The organism is Vibrio sp. Isolate25 (assembly GCF_022398025.1).
GTDB lineage: Bacteria > Pseudomonadota > Gammaproteobacteria > Enterobacterales > Vibrionaceae > Vibrio > Vibrio coralliilyticus_A.
In genome coordinates this window covers 63,548-87,590 of sequence record NZ_JAKEUT010000005.1, presented here as the reverse complement: position 1 = coordinate 87,590, position 24,043 = coordinate 63,548, and the positions used below count along the sequence as shown (strand labels likewise).

Annotated in this window: 27 protein-coding genes; 22 read left to right on the top strand and 5 right to left on the bottom strand. The window is 42.9% G+C overall.

The window, feature by feature from the left end; translation table 11 throughout:
* The first annotated feature begins 48 nt into the window (after nt 1-48).
* From L1D15_RS12720 to L1D15_RS12690, 7 genes are all read left to right on the top strand, one after another.
* The gene (locus tag L1D15_RS12720) at nt 49-825 is read left to right on the top strand and encodes an MBL fold metallo-hydrolase (protein ID WP_239866226.1); all 777 of its coding nucleotides are present in this window, start codon (nt 49-51) and stop codon (nt 823-825) included.
* Nucleotides 826-988: 163 nt separating this feature from the next.
* Nucleotides 989-1,753 carry a DUF3450 domain-containing protein gene (locus L1D15_RS12715; protein WP_239875969.1) on the top strand — a complete coding sequence of 255 codons (765 nt, stop codon included), beginning with the start codon at nt 989-991 and terminating at the stop codon, nt 1,751-1,753.
* Complete coding sequence (locus tag L1D15_RS12710) at nt 1,754-3,112, top strand: MotA/TolQ/ExbB proton channel family protein (protein ID WP_239875968.1); 1,359 nt, start codon at nt 1,754-1,756, stop codon at nt 3,110-3,112.
* On the top strand, nt 3,112-3,669 hold the full coding sequence (locus L1D15_RS12705) for a MotA/TolQ/ExbB proton channel family protein (RefSeq protein ID WP_239875966.1): 558 nt from the start codon (nt 3,112-3,114) through the stop codon (nt 3,667-3,669). Before L1D15_RS12710 ends, L1D15_RS12705 begins: the two co-directional genes overlap by 1 nt.
* Nucleotides 3,666-4,070 carry a biopolymer transporter ExbD gene (locus L1D15_RS12700; RefSeq protein WP_239875964.1) on the top strand — a complete coding sequence of 135 codons (405 nt, stop codon included), beginning with the start codon at nt 3,666-3,668 and terminating at the stop codon, nt 4,068-4,070. Before L1D15_RS12705 ends, L1D15_RS12700 begins: the two co-directional genes overlap by 4 nt.
* Nucleotides 4,070-4,687: an energy transducer TonB gene (locus L1D15_RS12695; protein WP_239875962.1), complete on the top strand. Its 618-nt coding sequence runs from the start codon at nt 4,070-4,072 to the stop codon at nt 4,685-4,687. Before L1D15_RS12700 ends, L1D15_RS12695 begins: the two co-directional genes overlap by 1 nt.
* On the top strand, nt 4,684-5,862 hold the full coding sequence (locus L1D15_RS12690) for a tetratricopeptide repeat protein (protein ID WP_239866237.1): 1,179 nt from the start codon (nt 4,684-4,686) through the stop codon (nt 5,860-5,862). Before L1D15_RS12695 ends, L1D15_RS12690 begins: the two co-directional genes overlap by 4 nt.
* A 50-nt stretch (nt 5,863-5,912) precedes the next feature.
* Here the strand turns inward: L1D15_RS12690 and L1D15_RS12685 are convergent, their stop codons facing one another.
* Nucleotides 5,913-6,137: a hypothetical protein gene (locus L1D15_RS12685; protein WP_239837083.1), complete on the bottom strand. Its 225-nt coding sequence runs from the start codon at nt 6,135-6,137 to the stop codon at nt 5,913-5,915.
* A gap of 346 nt (nt 6,138-6,483) precedes the next feature.
* On the opposite strand from L1D15_RS12685, the gene L1D15_RS12680 reads away from it, so the two are divergent.
* The 5 genes from L1D15_RS12680 (at nt 6,484) to L1D15_RS12660 (ending at nt 11,243) form a co-directional block, all read left to right on the top strand.
* Nucleotides 6,484-8,103: a sensor histidine kinase gene (locus L1D15_RS12680; protein ID WP_239875961.1), complete on the top strand. Its 1,620-nt coding sequence runs from the start codon at nt 6,484-6,486 to the stop codon at nt 8,101-8,103.
* Nucleotides 8,100-8,786 carry a response regulator gene (locus tag L1D15_RS12675; RefSeq protein WP_239875959.1) on the top strand — a complete coding sequence of 229 codons (687 nt, stop codon included), beginning with the start codon at nt 8,100-8,102 and terminating at the stop codon, nt 8,784-8,786. The genes L1D15_RS12680 and L1D15_RS12675 overlap by 4 nt, the downstream gene beginning before the upstream one ends.
* 88 nt (nt 8,787-8,874) lie before the next feature.
* Nucleotides 8,875-9,636, top strand: a complete 762-nt coding sequence (locus tag L1D15_RS12670) for a transporter substrate-binding domain-containing protein (RefSeq protein WP_239866252.1) — start codon at nt 8,875-8,877, stop codon at nt 9,634-9,636.
* Between the two features lie 36 nt (nt 9,637-9,672).
* Nucleotides 9,673-10,479, top strand: coding sequence for a hypothetical protein (locus L1D15_RS12665; RefSeq protein ID WP_239875957.1), 807 nt, complete (start codon nt 9,673-9,675; stop codon nt 10,477-10,479).
* A gap of 98 nt (nt 10,480-10,577) precedes the next feature.
* Complete coding sequence (locus L1D15_RS12660; RefSeq protein ID WP_239866256.1) at nt 10,578-11,243, top strand: DUF2726 domain-containing protein; 666 nt, start codon at nt 10,578-10,580, stop codon at nt 11,241-11,243.
* Nucleotides 11,244-11,347: 104 nt separating this feature from the next.
* Here the strand turns inward: L1D15_RS12660 and L1D15_RS12655 are convergent, their stop codons facing one another.
* A complete protein-coding gene (locus tag L1D15_RS12655; RefSeq protein ID WP_152472153.1) occupies nt 11,348-11,869 on the bottom strand; it encodes a DUF2058 domain-containing protein in 522 nt (173 codons plus the stop codon).
* A 329-nt stretch (nt 11,870-12,198) separates the two neighbouring features.
* Here L1D15_RS12655 and L1D15_RS12650 point away from each other — a divergent pair, with 329 nt between their 5' ends.
* The 9 genes from L1D15_RS12650 (at nt 12,199) to L1D15_RS12610 (ending at nt 17,520) form a co-directional block, all read left to right on the top strand.
* Nucleotides 12,199-12,681, top strand: coding sequence for a GNAT family N-acetyltransferase (locus L1D15_RS12650; RefSeq protein WP_239875955.1), 483 nt, complete (start codon nt 12,199-12,201; stop codon nt 12,679-12,681).
* Between the two features lie 9 nt (nt 12,682-12,690).
* Nucleotides 12,691-13,191 carry a GNAT family N-acetyltransferase gene (locus L1D15_RS12645; protein WP_239875953.1) on the top strand — a complete coding sequence of 167 codons (501 nt, stop codon included), beginning with the start codon at nt 12,691-12,693 and terminating at the stop codon, nt 13,189-13,191.
* 140 nt (nt 13,192-13,331) lie between these two features.
* The gene (locus L1D15_RS12640) at nt 13,332-13,733 is read left to right on the top strand and encodes a DUF2007 domain-containing protein (protein ID WP_021456444.1); all 402 of its coding nucleotides are present in this window, start codon (nt 13,332-13,334) and stop codon (nt 13,731-13,733) included.
* A gap of 24 nt (nt 13,734-13,757) precedes the next feature.
* The gene (locus tag L1D15_RS12635; protein WP_239875951.1) at nt 13,758-14,276 is read left to right on the top strand and encodes an NAD(P)H-dependent oxidoreductase; all 519 of its coding nucleotides are present in this window, start codon (nt 13,758-13,760) and stop codon (nt 14,274-14,276) included.
* A gap of 157 nt (nt 14,277-14,433) precedes the next feature.
* Entirely contained in the window at nt 14,434-14,856 is a 423-nt protein-coding gene (locus L1D15_RS12630) for a DUF6232 family protein (protein ID WP_239875950.1), read from the top strand.
* 72 nt (nt 14,857-14,928) lie between these two features.
* Nucleotides 14,929-15,393 carry a GNAT family N-acetyltransferase gene (locus tag L1D15_RS12625; RefSeq protein WP_239866266.1) on the top strand — a complete coding sequence of 155 codons (465 nt, stop codon included), beginning with the start codon at nt 14,929-14,931 and terminating at the stop codon, nt 15,391-15,393.
* Between the two features lie 70 nt (nt 15,394-15,463).
* Nucleotides 15,464-16,234 (top strand): nucleotidyltransferase domain-containing protein, encoded by a 771-nt coding sequence (locus tag L1D15_RS12620; RefSeq protein WP_239875948.1) that lies wholly within the window; start codon nt 15,464-15,466, stop codon nt 16,232-16,234.
* Between the two features lie 249 nt (nt 16,235-16,483).
* Complete coding sequence (locus L1D15_RS12615) at nt 16,484-16,993, top strand: GNAT family N-acetyltransferase (RefSeq protein WP_239875946.1); 510 nt, start codon at nt 16,484-16,486, stop codon at nt 16,991-16,993.
* A 5-nt stretch (nt 16,994-16,998) separates the two neighbouring features.
* Nucleotides 16,999-17,520, top strand: coding sequence for a GNAT family N-acetyltransferase (locus L1D15_RS12610; protein ID WP_239875945.1), 522 nt, complete (start codon nt 16,999-17,001; stop codon nt 17,518-17,520).
* 228 nt (nt 17,521-17,748) lie between these two features.
* On the opposite strand, the gene L1D15_RS12605 is transcribed toward L1D15_RS12610, so the two are convergent.
* From L1D15_RS12605 to L1D15_RS12595, 3 genes are all read right to left on the bottom strand, one after another.
* Nucleotides 17,749-18,270: a hypothetical protein gene (locus L1D15_RS12605; RefSeq protein WP_239837067.1), complete on the bottom strand. Its 522-nt coding sequence runs from the start codon at nt 18,268-18,270 to the stop codon at nt 17,749-17,751.
* 197 nt (nt 18,271-18,467) lie between these two features.
* The gene (locus L1D15_RS12600) at nt 18,468-19,574 is read right to left on the bottom strand and encodes a M20/M25/M40 family metallo-hydrolase (RefSeq protein ID WP_239875943.1); all 1,107 of its coding nucleotides are present in this window, start codon (nt 19,572-19,574) and stop codon (nt 18,468-18,470) included.
* A gap of 195 nt (nt 19,575-19,769) precedes the next feature.
* The gene (locus L1D15_RS12595; protein WP_239875941.1) at nt 19,770-20,813 is read right to left on the bottom strand and encodes a GGDEF domain-containing protein; all 1,044 of its coding nucleotides are present in this window, start codon (nt 20,811-20,813) and stop codon (nt 19,770-19,772) included.
* A 672-nt stretch (nt 20,814-21,485) separates the two neighbouring features.
* On the opposite strand from L1D15_RS12595, the gene nirB reads away from it, so the two are divergent.
* Nucleotides 21,486-24,041, top strand: a complete 2,556-nt coding sequence (gene nirB / locus L1D15_RS12590; protein WP_239866280.1) for a nitrite reductase large subunit NirB — start codon at nt 21,486-21,488, stop codon at nt 24,039-24,041.
* Nucleotides 24,042-24,043: the final 2 nt, after the last annotated feature.

The following is a 24,043-nucleotide window of genomic DNA, read 5'->3' as shown; positions in this document are numbered from 1 at the left end:
TGTTGCTACATTGGCAGATGTAAATGAATTGTTAAGAATGGCAGTGAAATGAAGCTACATACTATTGATGGTTATATTCAGAAAATGTATCTCGCTGAATATCCGGATAAGTTAATGTTACTGGACGGAGCGAGTAGGGCAGACATCCCTTATTTAGAGCGCTACATCACCGAAACGATTGGGCAGCCTTTTCATACATTGAAAGTTGTTGTTGTGACTCATATGCACCCAGATCATGCGGGTGCGGCGCATAAACTAAGGAAGCTGACGGGATGTAAAATCGTTTCTGCTAAGAAGGAAGCGCAGTGGTATGCTGGATTGGATGGCGTATTAATGCACTGGACGGATCTTGCGTTAGCTGGTTGGGTTGCGGGAAGAATGAAACGCCCTAAGCGTAAATTATGGTATTCGAGGCATCTGCACCCCGATATCATGCTTACTGACGGGCAAGCTATTCCCAGTTTTGAAGACTGGAAAGTACTGGAAACACCAGGTCATACTGATCGCGATTTATCCCTTCACCATGAGCAGCAAGATATTCTTTATGTCGCGGACTTAATGGTAGAAGTTAAAAAACGTTTGATTGCTCCATTCCCGATCTTTCATCCTAATAAATACCGTGAATCTTTACATCGTGTATACCAGATGGCGCCTCAAACTTTGTTACTCGCCCATGGTGGGCAAGTCCAATTTGACCAAAACGCTTATGATCACCTACTCAAGGTGGCTCCACGCACCCCTGCAACTCATTGGAGAGCAACCAAAGTTAAATTACGGGGACTGTTGGGGGCGATTTGGGCGTTTGGATTGAAGAAAAAGCGTTGAGTATCCCCTGTATAGTACTTAGTGCAGAAGGCTCAACTTACCTCTAAATGCATATTGAGCATATGGTTTATTGAAATTTTATCTAATCGCGTTACTATGTCGGTCGAGTGAAAATGAGATTGCTTCTCACTAATCTGTTTGACAGCATTGAAAAATACCCTTTATGAATCTATTTAAAACCAGTTTGGCGTTGATGGTTACGGCTGTAGGCTTCAGTGCAGCGGCCTCGAGCCTTGACCGTGCTCAATCTATTCAAAGTAAAACCCACTCTTCATCCGCAGCGAGCCAGAAGCGCATTGATGTCAGTGCTGAAAATACGCTTAGCCTTCAAGCTGAAATCGAGCAACTTCAGGAAGAAGTCAAGAATCTTGATGTTTATCGATCTCACTTAACTGCATTGGTAGAAAGCCAGCAGCAAGAAGCAAATCGTCTTGAAAGTCAGATAGATGAGATCAAAACAACTCGTCAGGGAGTCGTCCCATTGATGTATCAAATGCTATCGGGCTTACAAGCTTTAATCGCTGATGATGTGCCGATCAAACAAGCACAACGTCAGGAGCGTGTCGCCAAGTTAGAAAAAATGATGACCCGTGCGGATGTTAGTGATGCAGAGAAGTATCGTCGTATTTTAGAGGCGTATCAGATAGAACTTGATTACGGCACTAAGCTTGGCTTGTATCAAGACCAGATTGCAGTGAATGATGGCAAGCGTGAGGTCGATATTCTTCATCTGGGTCGAGTTTCACTGGTTGCACGCAGTTTAAATGGCACGAAATTTTGGTCATGGAATCAATCAGAAAAGCAATGGCAGAGTGTTGACAGTTCAATGAAGTCAGATCTAGACAAGGCTTTTAACGTTGCGGCGAAACAAGTGGCACCAAGCCTGATTACGCTTCCGGTTTCTCTTAACGTTGCGGAGGCGAAATAAATGAAACGTACATTAATTGCTACCTTGATTGCGTTATCTGGATTAGCGTTCAATGCACAAGCCTCGTCTGAGTTAGTCAATAAAGCACAAGCAGAGAACAAGCAGCAAGCGCAGCACAACATCGAAAGAGAGTCCGGTTTTAAACAAACGGAACAAGAGCTCAAAGCCCTGAAAGCACAGTTAATCAAACAGCGCGACGATTTACAAAAGCAAAATGACAAGCTAGCTGCCACATTCAGTGACAATGAGAACACTCTAGCTCGGTTGGAAGAAAAACTTCGCTTAGAAACAGGCAGCTTAGGGGAAGTGTTTGGTGTTGTTCGTCAGAACGCGAAAGAGCTTGAATCTGAGTTGCAATACTCAGTCACGTCGGTCGATGCACAGACTCATTCTGACGTTGTTAAAGAGATTGTCGCAGCCACAACATTGCCTTCTATGGTTCAGTTAAATGGTTTTTGGAAAGCGCTGGAAGAGCAAATCACTGCTAGTGGTGAAGTGGCTCTCACGAAAGTTCGTTTTGTGAATGGTGATGGTATTGCCCAGACTGAATCTGTACTTCGACTTGGTTCTATCGGTTTGGTTGGAGAGCAAGGGTATCTGAACTGGAATGCGCTAAAAGGTGAAGCGCAGGCTTATATCAAGCAACCTGAAAAAGCGCCGACGATTTCCTCTTTATCTTCTCTCATAAATGGTGAGGTTGAGACTGTGGTTCTTGACCCATCTCGTGGTGTCATGCTTGAACAACTTGCTCACAACCCAAGCTTTGTGGATAGACTGCAAGCAGGCGGTGTCGTGGGTAAAATCATTCTTGGGCTGCTCGCGATTGGTTTGATCATTGCCGTTGTTCGCGGTGTAAGCCTATCTATTGCACGCCAGAAGATTCGTGCCCAGCTTAAATCACCGCAAAACCCAGGTAATAATCCACTAGGACGTGTTTTATCTGTTTACTGCAAAGAGAAAAACCGTAGCGTTGAAGCGTTGGAGTTGCGTCTACTTGAAGCGGTCGTTGATGAACAAGCAACGCTAGAAAAAGGCTTGTCCATGCTTAAGCTACTCGCGGCTTTGGCACCGATGTTAGGCCTTCTTGGCACTGTGACAGGCATGATTGAAACATTCCAAGTGATCACTCAATTTGGTAACGGTGATCCGAAAGTGATGGCGGGTGGTATCTCAATGGCGCTCGTGACCACTGTACTTGGCTTGATTGCAGCGATGCCATTGCTGCTAGCTCACAATATTCTGAGCTCGCAAGCAGAAGCGATTCGCAACATTCTTGAGAAGCAGGGGATTTCACTTGTCGCTGAACAAGCAGAGAAAGATCTGAAACCGACTCAGGATGCGTTGGGGAATGTTGCGTAATGGATGCACTATTCGCATTGTTACCTGAATCCTTGGCTAGTAGTGACTGGCTACTCACACTGCAAAATTTTATGCAGAAGGGTGGTCAGGTGCTGTGGTGGTTGTTGGGTGTGGTAGCCTTGTGTTGGTTATTGATTCTGGAGCGTATCCTTTATCTGCTTGTTGAGTTTCCAAAGCAGAGAGTGAGTTGGATTGAAGCTTGGCGCGAGAGGAGCGACCAAACCTCTTGGTACGCTCGTTCTATCCGAGAGGGCTGGCTTTCACAAGCACGCAGTCAGCTTTATCAAAACCTGAACATCATTAAGGTTCTAGTGGCGATATGTCCAATGCTGGGCTTACTCGGTACGGTAACGGGGATGATCTCTGTTTTTGATGTGATGGCTAACCAAGGTAGTAGCAATCCTAAATTGATGGCTTCAGGTATCTCACTCGCCACCTTGCCCACAATGGCAGGTATGGTTGCAGCGTTGACTGGAATGTTTTTCCATGCGCGGTTGATCAAAGCCTGTCAATTGAGAGAAATTAAACTAGAAAAATCTTTAAGGAGTCAGCGATGAGACTCGGTCGACGCCACCATAAACAAGATGAAGCTCAGGTCGATCTGACTTCTATGCTTGATATCGTTTTTATCATGTTGATCTTCTTCATCGTTACCAGTTCGTTCGTTCGTGAATCTGGTGTGGAAGTTAATCGTCCTCAGGCATCGAATGTGGTTAGCCAAAAAGACGCTGGCATCTTTGTCGCGGTCACTTCGGCAAACGATATTTATATTGATAAGCGCAATGTTGATATTGAACGTGTACAAGCCACACTTGAGCACTTGTTACTTGATAAGCCAGACGCGTCCCTTGTTATCCAGGCCGATGAGCATGCTTATAGCGGTACAGTGGTGAAAGTGATGGATGCGGCAAAAGGTGCGGGCGTTAAGAACATTGCATTAGCTGCGGAGAAAAGGTAGTGGGACGTTTGTTCATTGCTACGCCTTTTGCTATTACTTGTGCTTTAGCTATCTTCAGTTTTATGGCTTGGATGGTTGATAGCGAACACCGCAAAATAAATGAGTCTAATGAGTCGTTGAGTTTCAATATGGTGATGGTGGAAAACGAGCAAGATGTTCAGCGTCGTCAGCGCACGGTACCTGAGCAACCTAAAGCACCAGAAGTCCCTGAGCAGATGCCTACATCGCAAGCCAACACAGAGCTGTCGAAAATCTCGCCTATCGCTCAGCCATCTCTTGGCTTAAATACGAGCATAGAAGGTGTGGCTATCAGTGCGCCAACGTTTGGTGATTTTGGCGTGAATCAGGAGGCGATGCCTCTATACCGTGTTGAGCCAAAGTATCCGACGAAAGCTATGAAGCGCCAAGTGGAAGGGTACGTAGTGCTGAAATTTACCATCGATCCTACAGGTCGCCCGACAGATATTGAGGTTGTGGAAGCCAGCCCGAAGCGCATGTTTGAACGCAATGCGATTCAAGCGCTTAAGAAGTGGAAGTATCAACCTAAAGTAGTTGATGGAGCGGCCGTTTCTCAACCGAATAAAACGGCTAGAGTGGAGTTTAAGTTAGACAAATGATGAAACGATTCGTCCTTACTGTTTTGCTTCTTGCTTCGCCAATGCTTTTGGCACAGGAGTTGACTCAATACACTGCTGTTCGTGTTCAAAAAGCAAATGAATTGGCGCAGCAAGAACAATTGAAAGAGGCGATTGCTGTGCTTAAAGACATCGAGACCTCACGTGATTATGACAAAGCATTCGTCGCTCGTATGCTGGCAGTTTTTTATTGGCAGGATGGAAATACCAAGCAAGCGATTTCCAAAATGGAGTATGCCGTTGAAAGTGGTTTGCTTCGAGATGAGCAAGCGTGGGTAAGCCAGCGTATGTTGGCAGACCTTTATCTAAATGATCAAAAGTTTGCCAAAGCGCTTAAGCACTATTACCCATTGGTTAAGTCGGTACCGGAAACTCAAAAAGCGCAGGACTTATGGCTGCGAATCGCGCAATCTCATTATCAGTTGTCGCAATGGGAGAAAGTTGTCTCTGCTGCTGACCAGTACATGAAAGTGGAAAAGAAAAGGCTCCTTCAGTCTTTATCTCTCAAGCTGGGGGCTCAGTTGGAACTGAAACGCTGGAGTGCAGCCATTCCAACGCTGGAACAAATGATTACCATTCAGCCCGACAAGCTAAGCTGGTGGCGTCAACTGGTTGGTTTGCAAATGCGCATTGGTAAAGACAAAGAGGCACTGGACACATTAGCACTAGCAAAGCTTAATGATTTGCCTTTAAGCCAAAGTGACAGGCGCATGTTGGCTCAGATGTACGCTAAACGTGGCATCCCCGAAAAAGCAGCGATAGAGATCAGCGAATTAGATGAGGCAGATACGGATGTACAGCTATTGTCAGAGCAAGCGACTTACTGGCAATTGGCAAAAGAGTGGGATAAGTCTTTATCTATTTGGAAGTTGGCGGCTAAGAAAGATGCTAAGTATCACTGGAGCGTCGCTCAACTGATGGTTCAGCAAGGCTATTACAAAGATTCATTATCAGTGTTGGACAAAGTGAAAGGCCGTGATGCAGACGTCGCACTGGCAAAAACGAGGGCGCTGTATAAACTGAACCAGTTGGATAAAGCGTTGGTTCAAGCAAAACGAGCAAACAATATTGAACCTTCAAGCCAAGCGAAAAGTTGGATTAAATACCTCTCTCAATTAAGGGAAGTCAGTCAACAACAGCAGCAGACTACAGGCTGAGCCATTAAAAAAGGGAAGCGATTTGCTTCCCTTTGATTTTGTCTAGCTTATTACTTTTGGCTTAAGCAGACATACTCAGCTCGCCACAGTAACCGCTTGGAAGACTTAATAGTCGTGAGCAGCTCTTGCCCTGATAGTTGTGGAAAGGCGTGCATCACTTTCACTTCGTTATCATGACTGGACTGCTCGTAAGCCCTTACATGAGTAAAGGTGCTGGACAAGTTGTGTGACAGCATAGATTTTGACAGGCAGATGCCAAACATATCCCGTTTCATTGTCTTTCCTTCTGACATTATATCGCAGACAGTGGGTTATAATTTTTTTAGTCTGTTGCCTACTGTCTACATCTAGTGTTTCTACACGTTTATGCTCAATAATTATACAGTCAAATTGAGCTGCCAGTACAAAAAATGTTCTAAATCTCTTGTGATCAAAATCAACTATTCCACTGGTTTTATATGAATGGGCATTTATACTCTCAACTCACGCTTGTAGTGAATGGGTAGATGCCGGCTATCCACTCCAACTATGCTTTGCTTTGTAGGCCTCACAAAATACAGCTCATTAACTCGTATAAATGTTAATTGGGTGTTAGCCTCGTTGGTCGATAAGGGAGAGTTTATGCAATGGAGCAGTATCAGCTTTCGTAAAAGAATGCTGATTATCATGACACTTTCTGGTTTGATAGAGTTATTGCTGCTGACAGCGGCTGGCTTCTTTTACGTCAAGCAGGCACAGGAAGAGGAAGTAGGAATGAAAGCCTTAGGAGTGGCTTCATTTCTTGCTAAGTCTCCCTTTGTGGTCAATATGATCGAAGAGGGCGGAGGCTCAGAATATCAACACCGTTTTCGTAATCTTACCGAGTTAATTGGTGCCGCTTTTATCGTCATAGGTGATAAAGAGGGTATCCGAATCATCCACCCTATCGACGATCGCATTGGTAAACCAATGAAAGGGGGCGATAACAATCGTGCTCTGGTTGAAGGAAAGGAATACATCTCTTTTGCTCAAGGCTCATTAGGCTATTCCGTTCGAGGAAAAGCGGCAGTTTTTGATTCAAACGGAAATATTATTGGTGTGGTTTCTGTCGGCTATTTGATTGATCGCCTTCAGGATCGTATTGAACCATTTCTTGCTTTTTTGATAGTGATGGCGTTATTGGTTGTGGCCGCCAACGCTATCATATCGAGTTATGCTTCTCGTCGCTTCCAGAAAGCCATTCTTGGTTTCGAGCCTGAAGAAATAGGCCGATTATATGTCGAGTTAGATGTGACAATGGAGACTCTTAAAGAGGGGATCTTGAGTATCGATCAATCTGGCCGACTACGTTCGATCAACAAGAGTGCTTGCCAAATTCTTGGCCTCGACAAGAATCAATGCTTGAATAAGCCGCTGAACGATGTGCTGCCAGAAAGTGATTTGCATAGTGTTCTGACGAGTGCTAGGACTGATCACGATATAAATCTTTATCTGAATAAGCAAAGGCTGATCGCGAATCGAAGCCCAATTATTGTCGATGGTAAAGTGGTAGGTGCAGTGTCGAGTTTTCGATTAAGGGATGAGTTGAATGAACTCTCAGAGCAACTGGCAAAAACGAAAGAGTACGCAGAAATGCTTCGCTCCCAGACCCACGAGCATCGTAATAAGTTAAATACCATCAGTGGAATGGTACAGATGGGGGAACTCGATGCGGTGCAGCATCTTATTGGCCAGGAAACGGCTCATTATCAATCTTTGATTGAATTCTTGCGAGAAACGATTAAGGAACCTTTAATCGCAGGCATGTTGTTAGGAAAAACAGAAAGAGCGCGAGAGCTGGGACTTGAGTTAGTGGTTGAAGATGGTTCTCGGCTTGAGCCATTACCTGAGCGCATCAACGCAGAAGATGTAGTGACGATATTAGGTAATCTCATTGATAACGCTTTTGACGCCACGCGCAGTGCCGTCACAACTGACCCTGTTTTTTCTCCTACTCGACGCCAGATAGAGGTGTCCATCAGTGACTTTGGTAATGAAGTGATCTTAGAAGTTACCGACCAGGGCTGTGGGCTGCCTTCTCAACTCTCTTCAGAACAATTAGTCGAGCGTGGCGTCTCTACCAAAGATGAAAGCACCCGTGGGGTAGGCTTACATCTAGTGAATGAATTCGCCATGCGTTATCACGGCGCTTTAGAAATCACAAATAACGCTCCCTATGGAGCTAGAATGACGGTATATCTACCAAAGGAAGAACAGATATGACATCCGTAACACGAGTGATGATCATTGAAGATGATCTCAATATCGCTCAGTTGCATCAGCGATATTTGGAACAAATAGATGGCTACGATGTTATTGGTATTGCCACAACCAAAGTGGAAGCAGAAATTCAGCTAGATGTATTTAGCCCAGATCTATTGCTGCTTGATGTGTATCTTCCCGATGGTACAGGATTAGAGCTTCTCCAGACGCTTCGATCTCGAAATCAGAGCTGTGACGTCATTCTTATCACAGCAGCTCGTGATGTTGATACTTTACAACAGGCGATGCGTGGTGGAGTGGTTGACTATTTATTAAAGCCGGTAGTTTTCCCTCGACTTGAGGCTGCTTTGAAAAAGTATGTAGCTCAAAAGCATCAGCTAACGTGTGCACTAGATTTGGATCAAAACTTAGTGGATAAGATGATGCAAACTGCTTCACCCGCTGACACAAATGTGCAGAGGCTGCCAAAAGGTATCGACGGCGTGACGCTGGACAAAATACGCGCATTGTTTTCTGGCTGTGAGAGTATGACAGCAGATGAAGCTGGAGAGCGTATCGGCGCTAGTCGGACTACCGCGAGACGCTACCTTGAGTACCTGAACAGTGCTGGAGAGTTGGTGGCAGATCTTAACTATGGGACTGTCGGAAGGCCAGAACGTTGCTATAAACGTGCATCACGATAACTTTCTTCTCCTAACTGCCTAGACGGATGTACTATCCGCCTCTACAGTTTTATTGATAGATAAAATATTAAAACTGCTAGAGGCGGCTATGAAATATATACTCAGCCTGTCTTTATCGCTCTTTGTTTTCTCACTACCGATTGGAGCGGTAGAGCTCGATGAACTTGTTTTTTTGACCGAAGAGTACCCCCCATATAACTTTACTCAAGATGGTGAAGTAAAAGGCATCTCGATTGACTTGCTGATAGCGGCTGCACAGTCTCAAGGGGTTGAAATCAATAAAGAAGAGATCAAGGTTCAGCCATGGGCGCGAGCATATAGAACGGCTTTGATTAAGCCTAATGCCGTGCTTTTTGCCACTACCCGCACTCGGCTGCGTGAACACTTATTTCAGTGGGTTGGCCCTTTGAGTACCACACGAATTGTGGTTATGGCCAAGAAGTCCCGAAATATTAGTATTGAGAATGCGATGGACTTTGCTCAATATCGTATTGGTGTCATTCGCGATGATGTCGGTGAACAGTTAATGCTGGAACTTGGCGTTCCAAGAGATTCTATGCAAGAAAACTCTGTTGCTGAAACACTGGCCAAACAATTAGCGAAAGGGCGTATTGATTTATGGGCATATGAAGAAAATGTTGCTAAATGGTGGTTAAAGAAAATTGGCCAAGATACGGACGATTATGAACCTGTCTTTGTGCTCAGCGAAGGTGAACTCTACTATGCTTTTAATTTAGCGGTTGATGAAAAATTGACTGAGAAACTGCAGCGCGGTATCGATCAAATGAAGAAAACGATCAATGAGGCCAGTATATCAAGGTATCAGGAGATTGTTGAAATCTATCGCTGATTTGGAATAGTTACAGTAGTATCAGGACAAGTATAGATGCGTCTAATCGGTTTTTTTCTATTCATATTTTGCCAGGGTGCATTCGCTCATCAAGCAGTGCAACTTGTATTGCCGTCTCAAGTTGATGGGGGGCACGTCTTCTATCATGAACTTTTGCATAAATCTTTATCTGAACTTGGTTACAAGGTCACAATTGAGGTGCCTCAAGAGCATATTCCTCAAAAAAGGTCGACAAAAATGGTGGCAAGAAATCAGTTATCTTTAACTTGGTTGATTGCTACTGAAGAGAGAAATAAAAAATACATCCCTGTTCGAGTGCCGTTAACGAATGGATTGATCGGTAAAAGAGTGCTCCTTATTCCCCCTCAGCTACAAAATAAATTCGATACCATTAATACGCTACAAGATCTAAAAGAGTCAGGGTTAGTCGCTGGTTTAGGGATGCAATGGTACGATGTTGAGGTCTGGAAAGCCAATCAATTGCCAGTCTATACGGAAGACGGTGAATGGCGCTCTTTGTATTCCAAACTAACCCCTGAAGGGAGCGTCAATTATTTTCCGAGAGGAATGACAGAAATCCTTAGAGAGGCGTCTCAGAATACCCATTTAGCGATAGAACAACGTTTACTATTAACATACGAAAACGACTTCTATTTCTACCTTTCTGATGATGCAGCACATTACCAACCCATTTTGGAAGAGGCTTTAACTCGGGCAAGAGAGAGTGGCCTTATGGATCGCTTGTTAGAGAAATACTGGCGATTGACGTTTGAGCAGATTAAACCTGAAAATCGAGTTGTGATTAATTTGAGCTTACCTGAGGCTGGATCCCACAAACAGTAACCTATTCCTATATAAAAACTGACAGATACTTTAAGTTAGCGTATAAATTCTTTAAGAGTTTCATACGTTTTCTCACCAGTGGGAGTAGTTAAAGCGAAATGGAAAGTGTTTTCATCGTTGTCGTCTTGTTGGTTTTATTTTTTGTTTTTGTTCAAAAGCGTTATCTAAAACAGGACGAGCTGAAAGACAGTGCTTATAAGAAAAAAGGGCCATTAATGAATATGCAGGAATCGGCGTTTTACAACGCTTTAATTACTGCAGTTGGCCAGCATGGTGTGGTGATGTCAAAGGTGAATATGGCTAATGTTGTGACACCGTTGGCTACGGATAAAAAACAATGGTTTATCGCCAATAATAGGATTGCTAAAAGCTATTTTGATTATGTTGTTTGTGATCCACGCACATTGCAAGTTCGTGTCGCTATTGAGCTCGATGATGGTCGGGCATTGGACAAAGGCAAAATAGAGCGCCAGAAGCTGTTAATGCATGTCTGTAAATCGTCTGGGATTCCTTTGATTGGTACATCCGTAAAGCATAGCTATCAAGTGGGGAAGCTTAGACGTCTTTTGGCTTCTCATATTGATCTTATCGAACCTGATAAAGAGGTGCGTTTCTGCAAACGTTGTGGTAGCCCGATGGTGATTAAAACCGCATCACAAGGAGAGTTTAAAGGTCGACGCTTCTTTACTTGTAGTCGTCAGCCACAGTGTACTTATACAGAAAACTACAACGTTATATTTGATGAAGAAGACATGAGCGAGTAACTAGACTAGGTATATATAGCTGATGCTAAAGGGAAAACTCTCCAACCATCCAGTTAACGGACTTTAAAATAAAAAGCCATTCGATACTCGAATGGCTTTCATCATTACCACATCAGATCGTCTGGGACTACATAGTCTGCATAAGGATCGTCTTCAGCTGGCACGTCTGATTCCGGCTCTTTGAGCTCAATGATCACCTGGTCATCACGCTGTGCAATTTTGTTTGCAACAACCCCGGGGATCACCGCATAACCATCTTCATGACGGGCAATAGCAAGGATACCTTTGATAAGTTGTTCGCGGATAATCGATTCAACGTAAAGGGATTTGACGAGTGTTCCATCGGTGAAGTTGTATTTAATATCACCATCTTTCTGATCGATTTTGTTCATCTCAATCAACTGTTTGATTTGCGAATGAATTTCTTTGTTCAGACGCTGCTCGTTTTGTTGGTTGCTTAGCTCTTTATCACGCTCTTGCTGTTGACGTTTTTGTTCTTCGACCGCGGCTTTTACTTCACGAGCTTGTACGCGTGATTTTTTTGAACCTTTTTTGGCCTTCTTTAGTTTTTTTTCATTCACTAAACCAGCTTTCAGCATTTGTTCTTGCAGAGTAAGTTTTGCCATGGGGTATCCGTGTTGATAAATGTTTTGCGTATTTTATAGGGACGGGGCCTGCAAATAAAGATATGTGAAGAATGTGCGTTAAGTTTTCTTTATCAATAGACGTGTTTCATATGGCAGTCTGGAGTGATATCTTCAGGCTATCTACGTCGCTAAGTATATATCACGCAGAGTTTACTCTTTTCTCGAATTAATTATTTCGGGTTAAGGAGTATGTTGCTCATGGAATGATTAATATTGATGCCGGTTGATGTAGGTATTTTTAATTCGCATGCAAAGAAAAACGGACGCTATATCAGTTCCGTTTGGCTGGAAAAATTATTTGGATAATTATGATTTCTATAGAAAAGTACAGTGCTGAAAAAGCACACCTTATACATGCATTAAGCGTTACACCTAAACAAGCTCAGTTTACCGTTGATAACATTGGTGAAATGATCCCCGAACTGAAAGAAAGTGAACATCCCTACGTGATTATGAAAGGTGATCAGCCCGTCGGCTTCTTTCTTCTTGATATAGGCTATGCTGAGAAATTCAGTTTCTGCCCGGAAGACGGTATTGGAATCAGAGCATTGTTGATTGATCGTAATCTACAGGGGCAAGGTATTGCACGTGATGCACTTAAATTGCTTCCCCAGTATGTTGGTGAAGTCTATCCACAAGTCAACTCGCTTTATCTCACAGTAAACTGTCGAAACGAGCCCGCCTATCGATGCTATCTACGTAGTGGTTTTACCGATACTGAAGAACTCTATTTGGGTGGTCCTGTTGGCCCTCAACATATCATGATGACATCCGTTTGTGGTCGAGGTTAGAAGATAAGTATGGTTAAGCTAAGAGAAATGCGAACGCAAGAGTTTGCGGATTTTTATCACTATGCGGCCGAGGCCTATGCGCAGGATATTGCAGAGAATCAAGGCCACGCTGCTGAAAAATCTCTTGAACTCTCTCATCAGGCTTTAAAGCGTTGTTTTCCCGATGGTGTTGAATCGAAGGGGCAGTCACTATTGTGTATTGACTCTGAACAAGAGGGCGCCCCCGTGTTGGCTGGCTACTTATGGCATTGCGTTAATCAAAAAGAAGGGTCGACATTTATCTACGACTTTTACGTTATGGAAGCTTTTCGAGGGAAAGGGATAGGTAGCAAAGCCATCGAGCTGTTGGAAGAAAAAATGGAAAACGTCGGTATTAAACAGATTAAATTGCGCGTTGCCTTCAACAATGAGCGGGCACGCAAACTCTATGAAGAGTTAGGCTTTGTGGTTACTGGTTATAATATGTCTAAAATCATCGCTAGCTCAGTTAACTGTATTATTGATGAATAAACATTTTGCAATATTGAAATCTCTAGGAGCCGGTGATTTTAAGCATTTAAATGGTTCGCTTGAATCCCACTTGATTGCAACAGAGTCCTTGCTGGCAAAATGACAGGCGAAGAGTGATGGTTTAGCGCAGGAGAGGTTATATGGTAGTTGTAGCTCGTTTTTCTTTCCCTCATGAGGCTCATATTGCGAAAGCGAGCTTGGAAGCCGCTGGAATTGAAAGCAATATTGCTGACGAACATACCGTTAACACTCAGTGGCTCTATTCAAATGCGATTGGCGGAGTTCGTTTAATGGTTCAGGAAGAGGATGCCGAGCAAGCGACCATTATCCTTAATACCGACTATTCTGATGCTTTATGCTCTGAAGAAAGTTCCACTTCACAAGATCATTGCCCTAACTGTGGTAGCCTAAAACTAGAGCCGTTTACCAAAGGTAAGCGACCCGCTTTTTTAGTCTTTATTCTTTTAGGCTTTCCGCTGTTTTTCTATAAACACGGTTATAAATGTAGCGATTGCGGACATTTCACCGAAAAAACGGCCTAGCTTACTAAACTAGAGGGAATTCTAATGAAGGTAGCAGTGGTTTTGGGGACGTCGAAAACAGATGGTAATACGCGTCACTTAGTGAATAAATTTGTTGAGATGACAAATGCTCCGGTGTTTGATTTAGCGGATTACCAGCTCTCTTATTATGACTATCTACACGAAAATCGCAGCGATGATTTTATTCCTTTGATTCGCATGCTTACCACCTATGATCACATTGTGTTCGCTTCGCCCGTCTATTGGTATTCCATGTCGGCACAACTGAAAGTGTTCTTCGATCGCTTGTCAGATCTGTTGACCATAGAAAAACCACTTGGACGCCAGCTGAAAGGTAAGGAAATATCTGTTATCTCGACTGGCTACAATCATGAATTACCAGATTGTTTTATTGAACCTTTTAAGCTTACTGCTCGCTACATGCAGCTTGAGTTTAGAGGCTTTGCTTATCTTCCTGTTAGCGAAGAAGGAGACCTTGGGCGAGCTCGTGCCATTGCTGAATGGTTTAGTGAGAGTATTTGTCGAGAGCCCTCTAAGGTCTGATGTAGCTAACTCTTTGTAACATAGGACTTATCTTTAGCAGATTCGCACAATTATTCTTGCCTTTTGTATTTTCTTGATTTATAAATCTCTCTGCATTCATAAGTAACTCCATGTATATCGTAGTTTTTGTACATTTTTCATAACATGGAGAAAAGTGATGAGTAAAATCACTCATAGTAAAAAGCTAGTGGATTTTTTTCGTTTTCGCAGAACGGTAAGCGAGCAAGACTTCATGCTTACTTCTAACGAGTTAGTGGTTAAGTCTGACGCTTATAAGTTGAGCAAAATCAAGCGTTTTGAAGTTCGTCGATTAGGTATCAAAGAAAATATTGTTCGAGTGTTATCTTTGGCATTGGTGTTGTCTGCAGCTACATGGGCATTTGTTCCTCAGTTCGGACTGTATACTTTAGCGTTAACCCTCGTTATGGCCTTTGTTACGTGGCGTAAGTATGAATTGCGTGCGGAGTTTAAAGGAACTGATGAAACGGGTGATCACTGGGTGTCGATTGTTCGTGGCTGTGATAAAGAAGAATACCAAATTTTAAAACAGGTTGAAGAAAAGCTACAGGCTGCTATTTAAAGGTAAAGCTCGCTAATGATTAGCGAGCTTTTTTTATGTTATAACAAAGACCTGTAATCTAAGGGGAGCGTTATGATCACTATTCGTCAATATCAGCCAGAAGATGCTAAAGCGCTTTGGGAAGTGTTTTTCCATACAGTCCGAAATGTAAATCGCCAGCATTACAGTCAGGATCAGGTTGAAGCATGGGCGCCAGAAGGATGGGACATTGAAACATGGAAAAAAACAATGTCCCAAATTAACCCTTACATCGCTGAAATGAACGGTCAAGTCGCGGGGTATACAGATTTGCAAGATTCCGGATTAGTTGATCATTTCTTTTGTCATCACGCTTTTCAGGGTAAGGGCGTTGGTCGGGCGCTTATGGAGCATGTGCTAAAGGTTGCGAACGACAAGGGTATCAGCCGCCTCTACTCGGAGGTGAGCATTACTGCTCGTCCTTTCTATGAGCGGATGGGGTTTAAAGTAGTGAAAGAGCAACAGGTTGAGATGCGTGGTCAGGTACTGACCAATTTTGTTATGGAAAAGCACCTTTAGGGAAAGCAATTGTTTAGGTTAGAAACACCAAGACTTGTTATCAGAGACATGTCGCTAGAAGATGAAGCCAATGAATAACGGGTTGGACGAGCAAGGTTACATTCTCAATCATTGTTCAGTCGCCTATATTCAGCCCGCGTTTAGGCAGTCAGTTGATCGTGTGGTTAGCTGTTTATGTGACACTTTTTCAGGAAAAATTCATAGCCTTTATCTATACGGGAGTGTACCTAGGGGTACTGCGGTTGAGTTTGAGTCAGATTTAGACTTATCTATTGTTTTCACTAAGCCTTTAGATCTTGAAACCGAACGAAAACTTGAGGCCACCAAATTAAAATTAGAACAAGAGCTAACTATTTTCAGCAAGATAGACTTCGATCCTGGCCATCTAGAAGCAATCCTTTCTCCAAATGAAATTTATCACTGGCAGTTTTGGTTAAAGCACTGCTGTTGTTGTGTGTCAGGTGATGATTTGTCCCTGAAATTCAATCTGTTGAAACCAAACCGAAAAATCGGTTTTGCTCTCAACGGTGATCTCTTATCTTTCATTACTCAAGCATGTGATGAGCTTAATGAGTCTAACCATAAGTATATTGGTAAAATGTTGGCTAAGAAGATCCTCCGTAGCGCTTACACCTTGATCGCAGAAAAGGACAAAAGTTGGCATGTGGAGATAAAGTGGTGTGCAAAAGCCGTATTACGCCATTATCCAAAAGAATCACAGAGTGTCGAACTTGCACTACGCATGATTGAAGGTCAACCCTATGGTGTTGAGGATATTCAGCAATTGGCAAACGGGTGGGGTAGACGAGTCGCTTACCAGTTTGAAGTTGAGGAGTACTAATATGGGATCTAACCTAGGTTTTTCCTTTGAAGAGAATCGGGCTGAACTAAGGATTTTGCGTAACGGTAAGATTGTTACCATATTGCGTGGAAAATAGGCATCTGAATTCGTTTCTAAGGTCAGTGCGCTCTCAAATCATGACCAACAGCAACTGATGGCAAGAGTAACTGGCAACTATAAACGGGGCAACGAAAGGCTAGCTAAAAAGCACCATAAACACAGATGAGTTTAATAGTAAGGGAGGTTCCGGTGGAAGCATATCGTACAAACAGGTTAACCATAAAGCAGTTTAAAGATGGTGACCGCAATGCTCATTTTCTATCTGAAATTCAAGCAACCTTGACAGAAAAGGTTGTTGAGAATTTACCACCGTACTTTCACCAAGTCAGGTCTAATGAATCAGCAGATAGCTGGTTAAGCAAAATGAATGATGAAAGCATGCTTTACGTAGTGAGAGTTAACGATGGTGCGTTAGCAGGGTTCGTATTTGTCTATCAAGACAGCGGTAGTGCTCATATCGGCTATTTACTCGCAGAAGAGTATTGGGGGCAAGGGTTGGCTAGTGAGCTGCTCACTGGGTTTATTGATTCTATTGCGAACAAAAGTGGCTGGAGAGAGCTCGTAGCTGGTGTTGATGAGTCAAACATTACATCGTTGAAACTTTTAGAAAAGCTTGGCTTTGTAAAACAGTCCACGAATGAACATCGAGTGGTTTTCTATCAATATGATCTAAAAAATAACTCTGAGAGTGAGGAATAGAATTGATGAGATTAATCCCCCCTTCATTGCAATTCAAAGAGGCATTTTCTCGATTCTACCAAGATTTCAAGCACAATGATCCTGAGAACGCAGATTACTATGAGGAAGGTGAGAGTGATATCGAACGCTATGTAAGTCGACTTTCCAATGAATCCTTGGGTATCGATTTAAAACCGGGTTACGTCCCTTGTAGTCATTTCTGGTTGATTGATGAAAATAAGAGCATTCGAGGAGCTATTCGGGTTCGTCATCATATTGAAAATGAATTCCTTTCTTTTGAGGCCGGTCATATCGGGTATGACATCGCCCCTAGTTTCCGAGGTCAAGGTAACGGTAAGCTGATGCTGAAGTTAGCCTTGGTGGAAGCCCGCAAGCTGGGGATATCCAACGCACTTGTGACTGCAGATGATGATAATTGGCCATCCCGAAAAGTGATTGAAGCGAATGGTGGTCAATTAGAAAACATTGTTATGGGTAAAGTGTTTCCCAACCTTTTGGCAAGGTACTGGATACCGTGTAGGGAGTAAATGGCTGGCTGTAGAGAATAAACTGATTTTTTGTCAATATTTTCGGGTGCATATTGTTTATCAGGCTATTCGTTACACGGTTATTTTCTAGTTTTTAATTTTCTAATCTATCAATTAATTTTTGAGTAATTACTGGTAGAGAATAGACTATTTAAAATAGCCATTAGTGAGCTTATATTACTTTTTAACTTTAACATAAGCTCATTAATGAATTTTTGAATATAGATATTAGATAAAAGTTCCCATTCTTAAGAGTTCTTCTAGGTTATCAATATTAATTTTTAATACGTGTTCTTTACCTAACACGTCGAGCTTTACGAACATTACCTTACGAGATTTTAAACTCGCGAACAGCTTGGCATCTCTTTCTTTACTTAGACGAGTTAGCGTGGGCCTGATGTAGTGACGATTGGTGGTCAGATCATAGACGTCTGGGTCTTGGCTAAAACGAATCTGAATCTTGCCTGATATAGGCCTAGTAACGTAATGACTTTTGTTTAAGTTAGTCGCGTATATCCGCACTAAATCGGACTTTTCGTTTTTCTGAAATACCACGGTTTTATCGGAACCTTGATCTTTCAAAACAAGTTCAAAAGTTCTGTTATTGGGTGAGAAAGCATCATAGCTTTCAGATAAGTAATTGCTCCCAGAGTGATAGATTTGCTCAGTTATTCCTTTTTCTGAGGATTCTGCGAATGACAACGGAGAAAAAGCACAAATGACGGTGAGTAATGCAGTTCTTATAAACATTATTATGCATGTATTGTTATTAAGACGGTGCAGTTTAACAAGCTATATTTATGCTATCAATATTATTGACTATAAAATATCTGAGAAATAGTGGAGAGAAAGTAATCAGATATTAATGGCTACTTTACTGAGTGATATTTAATCAAGAAAGGTCTGTTAAGAGCCAGTAATATAAGCTGGCTCTAATTTAGTGATATTTAATGAGTAAGATAGTGTTTGACAAATTGAGATATCTTTACCATATCATTAACTGCGATATATTCTTCAGTAGTATGCACTTTTGCCATACCTGTTGAAACGTTGATTGTTGTTAACCCTTTCGCGTTAAAGTTATTCGCATCGCTGCCACCGCCTGTGCCTTTGGTGTAAGGTGTGGCGCCGATGGCTTCGAATGATGCTTTAACGGACTCAATATGCGGATGATCGTCAGCGATAACAAATGCATTGTATGCGCGGGTGGATTTAATCTCTACGTCAGCACCGTGTTGCTGACAGGCTTGCTCAAATGTTTCAATCATATGAGAAACTTGGTGCGTCAACTTATCATCATTAAGTGAACGTGCTTCAGCTACAATTTTGAGTTCTGGCATAACGATGTTAGTCGCATTTCCTCCTTCTACAATGCCAATGTTTGCAGTTGTTTCATTGTCAATGCGGAGTAATTTCATATTGTTGATGGCTTCTGCTGCAACTTGGATAGCACTTATCCCTTCTTCTGGGGCTAATCCAGCATGAGCAGGCTTGCCTTTGATTGTCGCGATTATCTTCTGTTGACCTGGTGCGGCATTGACAATTGTGCCGATAGGGCCTCCTGTGTCCAGCACAATGGCTTTATCTGAAGTAATGAATGACATATCAAAATGTTGGGAGCCAAATAGCCCACCTTCTTCATGGACAGTAAATGCAAGCTCAATGGTTTTGTGGGCTGAACCAGAAGATTGGATACAGCGTACAGCCTCCATAATGGCAGCGATGCCAGATTTGTCATCCCCGCCAAGAATAGTATCGCCTTTGGATCGAATAATGCCGTCTTGGATAACAGGCTCGACACCTATACCGGGTGTGACTGTATCCATATGACTGCTCAAAACAACACTATCCTCTATGCTGCCATCGAGTCGGGCATAGAGGTTAAAACCATTCGACACCTCATCGGGGACCGGTAGTTTATGTACAGTAAACCCCATATTACCCAGTTGTTCTGAAAGTGCTTCAGCTATTTGTTTTTCGTTACGTGATTCACTGTCGATTTTGATGAGTTGACAAAAATGCTCAATCAGACGTTCGCGGTTAATTTCACTCATTATTGTATGACCTTTTCGGGAACAGAGGTCGTTACCATATCTTTGCCATATGGCATGGTTCTCTGAGTTAAATCAATAAATGCAAGGCTTATGACGTAAAATGCTGTTTTGTTTAGGGTCGGATTTTCTTGGGTTATGATTCTGGTATTTACAGATTCACTTTGCCGATGAACCTAGGCTTTATTATGATCGATATTAAGAGTAAGTCGCGACGGTTTGATTTTTTTGATTACAGACCATAACTTGATTGCGCCCGTTCTTTTTGGCTTTATACAATTCTTTATCCGCTTCTTTAAGCACGCTTTCTAGGTCGTTGTACAGATCACACTGATAAATTCCAATGCTTGCTGTAAGGGAGATAGGTTGGTCATTGCTGTTAAATCGATAGCGTTCAATCGCCATTCTGATCTGTTCAGCTTTGATCATCGCATGTTGGATATTCGTGTTGTGTAGAGCAATGCAGAATTCTTCACCGCCAATACGATAGACCAAATGTTCGTCAGTTAACCCATCGATCAAGGCGGCTGTTTGTACTAAGACCTTGTCGCCAATATCGTGACCAAACTCATCATTCACCTGCTTAAAATAATCCAAATCGAGAACCAATAGTGACAAAGGCAATGTTTCACTTTCTTGGCGATATCGATCGAAGTTGTGGATGAGGGCATGGCGGTTGTACACACTAGTTAGCGCATCACGAGAAGCGAGTTGGCCAAGAGAGGCTTCCGATGTTTTTCTTTTGACCTCTAGAATGTGGCTTGCTAACCAGACGCTAAGGTAGGCGAGGGCAAAGTTGATGATTAGTTCATAGTGAGCGGTCACATGGCCAGAGATGGATTTATCCGCGACCAAAAACAGCTGGCTGATAAAGCCTGCTAAGGTGGCTAGGAATCCATAGCGTTTACCTAAAATGAGATAAAACAGAACGGGATAAAGAAAGCTCCAAACAAACAAGCCGTGCTCAATGGGATACACCAGTGTGGTGAAATAAATCAAACCGATAATACAGTAAACATAACAGTTAGAGAGCAGGAGAGATGCAGAACTCCGATAACTGTTAAATGCGATATAAAGAGAAAAGCTACAAAAAAGACTCTGAACGATAGCAAGAAGGTGATAAATGCCAAAAAACACATTTATAGTGGCAATAATCAGCGATATTAGGGCTAGAAGCATACTCAGCCAGAACAAGACTGCACGACGTAACTGTCTGGAAGGGTTAAATATGTCTAGCTCCATTCTGAGTAGCCTTGTCTAGGAATATGCCCAAGTATGAATATCAAACAATAGTATGCTTTTCACATGTGGAATCAAGCATAATGTTGAACAAAGATCACACTTTTAAGACTATGGATGACACTGTTTATTAAAACTATGCGAGTAAAATGTGCGCAAGTAAATGTATTGCCGGTAAAATAATCAGTTTTCATCTTTATTTTCCCATTCTAAACTCAATCAAGAAATTGTTAAATAGTGGAACTAATATCACTGTTGTTAATGATTTTATTTTCTTACTGAAGTCACAAAAATGCGACAAAGTGTGAATAAATACTAATTGTGAGCTAGATTGAGGCGAAGTCTGTATCATTAATAAGATTTATAGGCCAAATAGACCAGTTTTTCGTGATTTCTTTGTCGTTAACTCCTGGTAATAAAGAGTAACAAGTCTATTCTTTGCTTTGATAGACAAGCAGCGGCTTGTAAAGCCGTGTTAGCAGAAAGAGATATTACTTGATTTTCTATGGGAACATTAATTCATTAATGTAATTTATATACACATTTTTATGGGTTTAGTCTTTAATCTACCCCTTTAGGGTAGTTTGATTTTGTAATTGATTTACATCATGTATTAATTTTCTTTCACATTTAACAATGCACATAGTGATAAAAACCTAACCCTTAGGAAGTACTATGAGCAAGTTGAAGCTGGTCATTATAGGTAACGGCATGGTCGGGCACCGTTACATAGAAGACCTTGTTGAGAAGACGGATGTTTCTCAATATGAAATATCTGTCTTCTGTGAAGAACCTCGCGTCGCTTATGACCGTGTCCATCTCTCTTCTTACTTTTCCCATCATACTGCTGATGAGCTTTCTCTTGTAAAAGAAGGCTTTTACGAAAAGCATAATATCAACATGTTGATTGGTGAGCGTGCCATCAATATTAACCGAGAAAAGCAGACGGTTTATTCAAGCACTGGGCGTGAAATTCAGTATGACAAACTTGTCATGGCCACAGGGTCGTTTCCTTTCGTTCCACCAATTAAAGGCCACGAAAGCAAAGACTGTTTTGTCTACCGTACAATCGAAGATCTCAAAGCGATCGAAGCATGTGCCAAGAATAGCAAAGTTGGTGTCGTTATTGGTGGCGGTTTACTTGGCCTTGAAGCCGCAGGTGCACTGAAAGCACTAGGTGTGCAAACCCATGTGGTGGAGTTTGCTCCGAAATTGATGGCTGAACAGTTAGATCAGGCTGGTGGTGATCAATTACGTCAGAAAATTGAACGTATGGGCGTAACGGTGCACGTTAGCAAAAACACTCTAGAGATTGCACCAGAAGGCAAAACAGCAAGAAATGTCATGCGATTCGCTGATGGTAGCGAGTTGGAGACGGACTTTATTGTGTTTTCTGCTGGCATTCGCCCACAAGATAAACTTGCTCGCCAAATGGGGTTAGGCATAGCACCACGTGGCGGTGTTGAGATTAATGATTTCTGTCAGACAACTGACGAAAATGTCTACGCTATTGGTGAATGTGCATCTTGGAATCGCACGTTTTACGGCCTTGTCGCTCCAGGTTATAAGATGGCGACAGTCGCCGTTGATCACCTATTAGGAAACGACAGCAAGTTTGAAGGCGCAGATATGTCTGCGAAACTCAAACTGCTTGGTGTGAAAGTTGGCTCAATTGGTGATGCAAATGGGCGTACACCGGGATGCAAGAGCTACGTCTATCAAAACGAAGAGCAGGAAGTGTACAAGCGAATTATCGTTTCCGAAGATGGTAAAAAGCTGCTTGGCGCTGTTATGGTAGGGGACACGTCAGATTACGGCGATTTGCTGCAACTTAAACTCAATGAAATCGAGCTTCCAGAGCATCCTGATACGTTAATTCTTCCGGCTCACGCTGGGGCAGAAAAGCCAACGTTAGGCGCTGATGCGCTTCCAGAATCAGCGGTTATCTGTTCTTGCTTTGATGTGACAAAAGGCAAGATTGCTGAAGCCGTGGCACAAGGTCATCACACTATCGGCGATATCAAAGCGGTAACTGGTGCAGGTACGGGTTGTGGTGGTTGTATTCCACTGGTGACTTCTGTACTCAACGCTGAATTAGCCAAAGCGGGTGTCGAAGTAAAAAATGATGTGTGTGAGCACTTTGCTTATTCTCGTCAGGAGTTGTTCCACCTTATCCGTATTGAAGAAATCAAAACGTTTGATGAGCTGTTGGAAAAATATGGTAAGGGCTACGGCTGTGAAGTGTGCAAGCCACTGGTAGGCTCAATCCTCGCGTCCTGCTGGGGTGAGCACATTCTAAAGCCTGAACTGGTCAAGCTTCACGACACCAACGATAACTTCCTCGGCAACATGCAGAAAGACGGTACTTACTCTGTGATCCCTCGTATGGCGGGTGGTGAAGTGACGCCTGAGGCACTTAAGGTATTGGCTGAAGTTGCTGCGGAGTACAACCTTTATACTAAAGTTACCGGTGCTCAGCGTATCGGCTTGTTTGGCGCTCAAAAAGACGACCTACCTGCGATTTGGAAGAAGCTGATCGCTGCAGGCTATGAAACAGGGCAGGCCTATGCCAAAGCGCTTCGCATGGCAAAGACCTGTGTAGGCTCAACTTGGTGTCGTTATGGCGTTCAAGATTCTGTTGGCCTTGGTGTGATGATCGAAAACCGCTACAAGGGCATTCGTACTCCGCACAAGATGAAGTTCGGTGTATCGGGTTGTACGCGTGAATGTGCAGAAGCTCAAGGTAAAGACTTAGGTATCATCGCGACAGACGCCGGCTGGAACATGTACGTGTGTGGTAATGGAGGAATGAAGCCAAGACACGCTGACCTTCTAGCGAGCGACCTCGATAAGGACACCCTCATCAAATACATCGACCGTTTCATGATGTTCTACATTCGTACGGCAGCGCCACTGCAACGCACTTCTGTGTGGATGGAAAATCTGGAAGGTGGTGTTGATTACCTGAGAGAAGTCATCGTCAATGACAAACTCGGTATCAATGCTCAACTGGAAGCTGATGTTGCCAAGCTAGTAGAAGAGTTCCGTTGCGAATGGACTGATACCATCAACGATGAAGCCCAGCTAAAACGCTTCGCACATTTCATTAACAGTGATGAGCGCGATGACAACGTTGTCTTTGTCCAAGAGCGTGAACAGCACCGTCCGGCGACGTACACAGAAAAACATCCAGAAGAGAAGGGTGACATCCTTCATGTCGAGTTAGTCTAAGG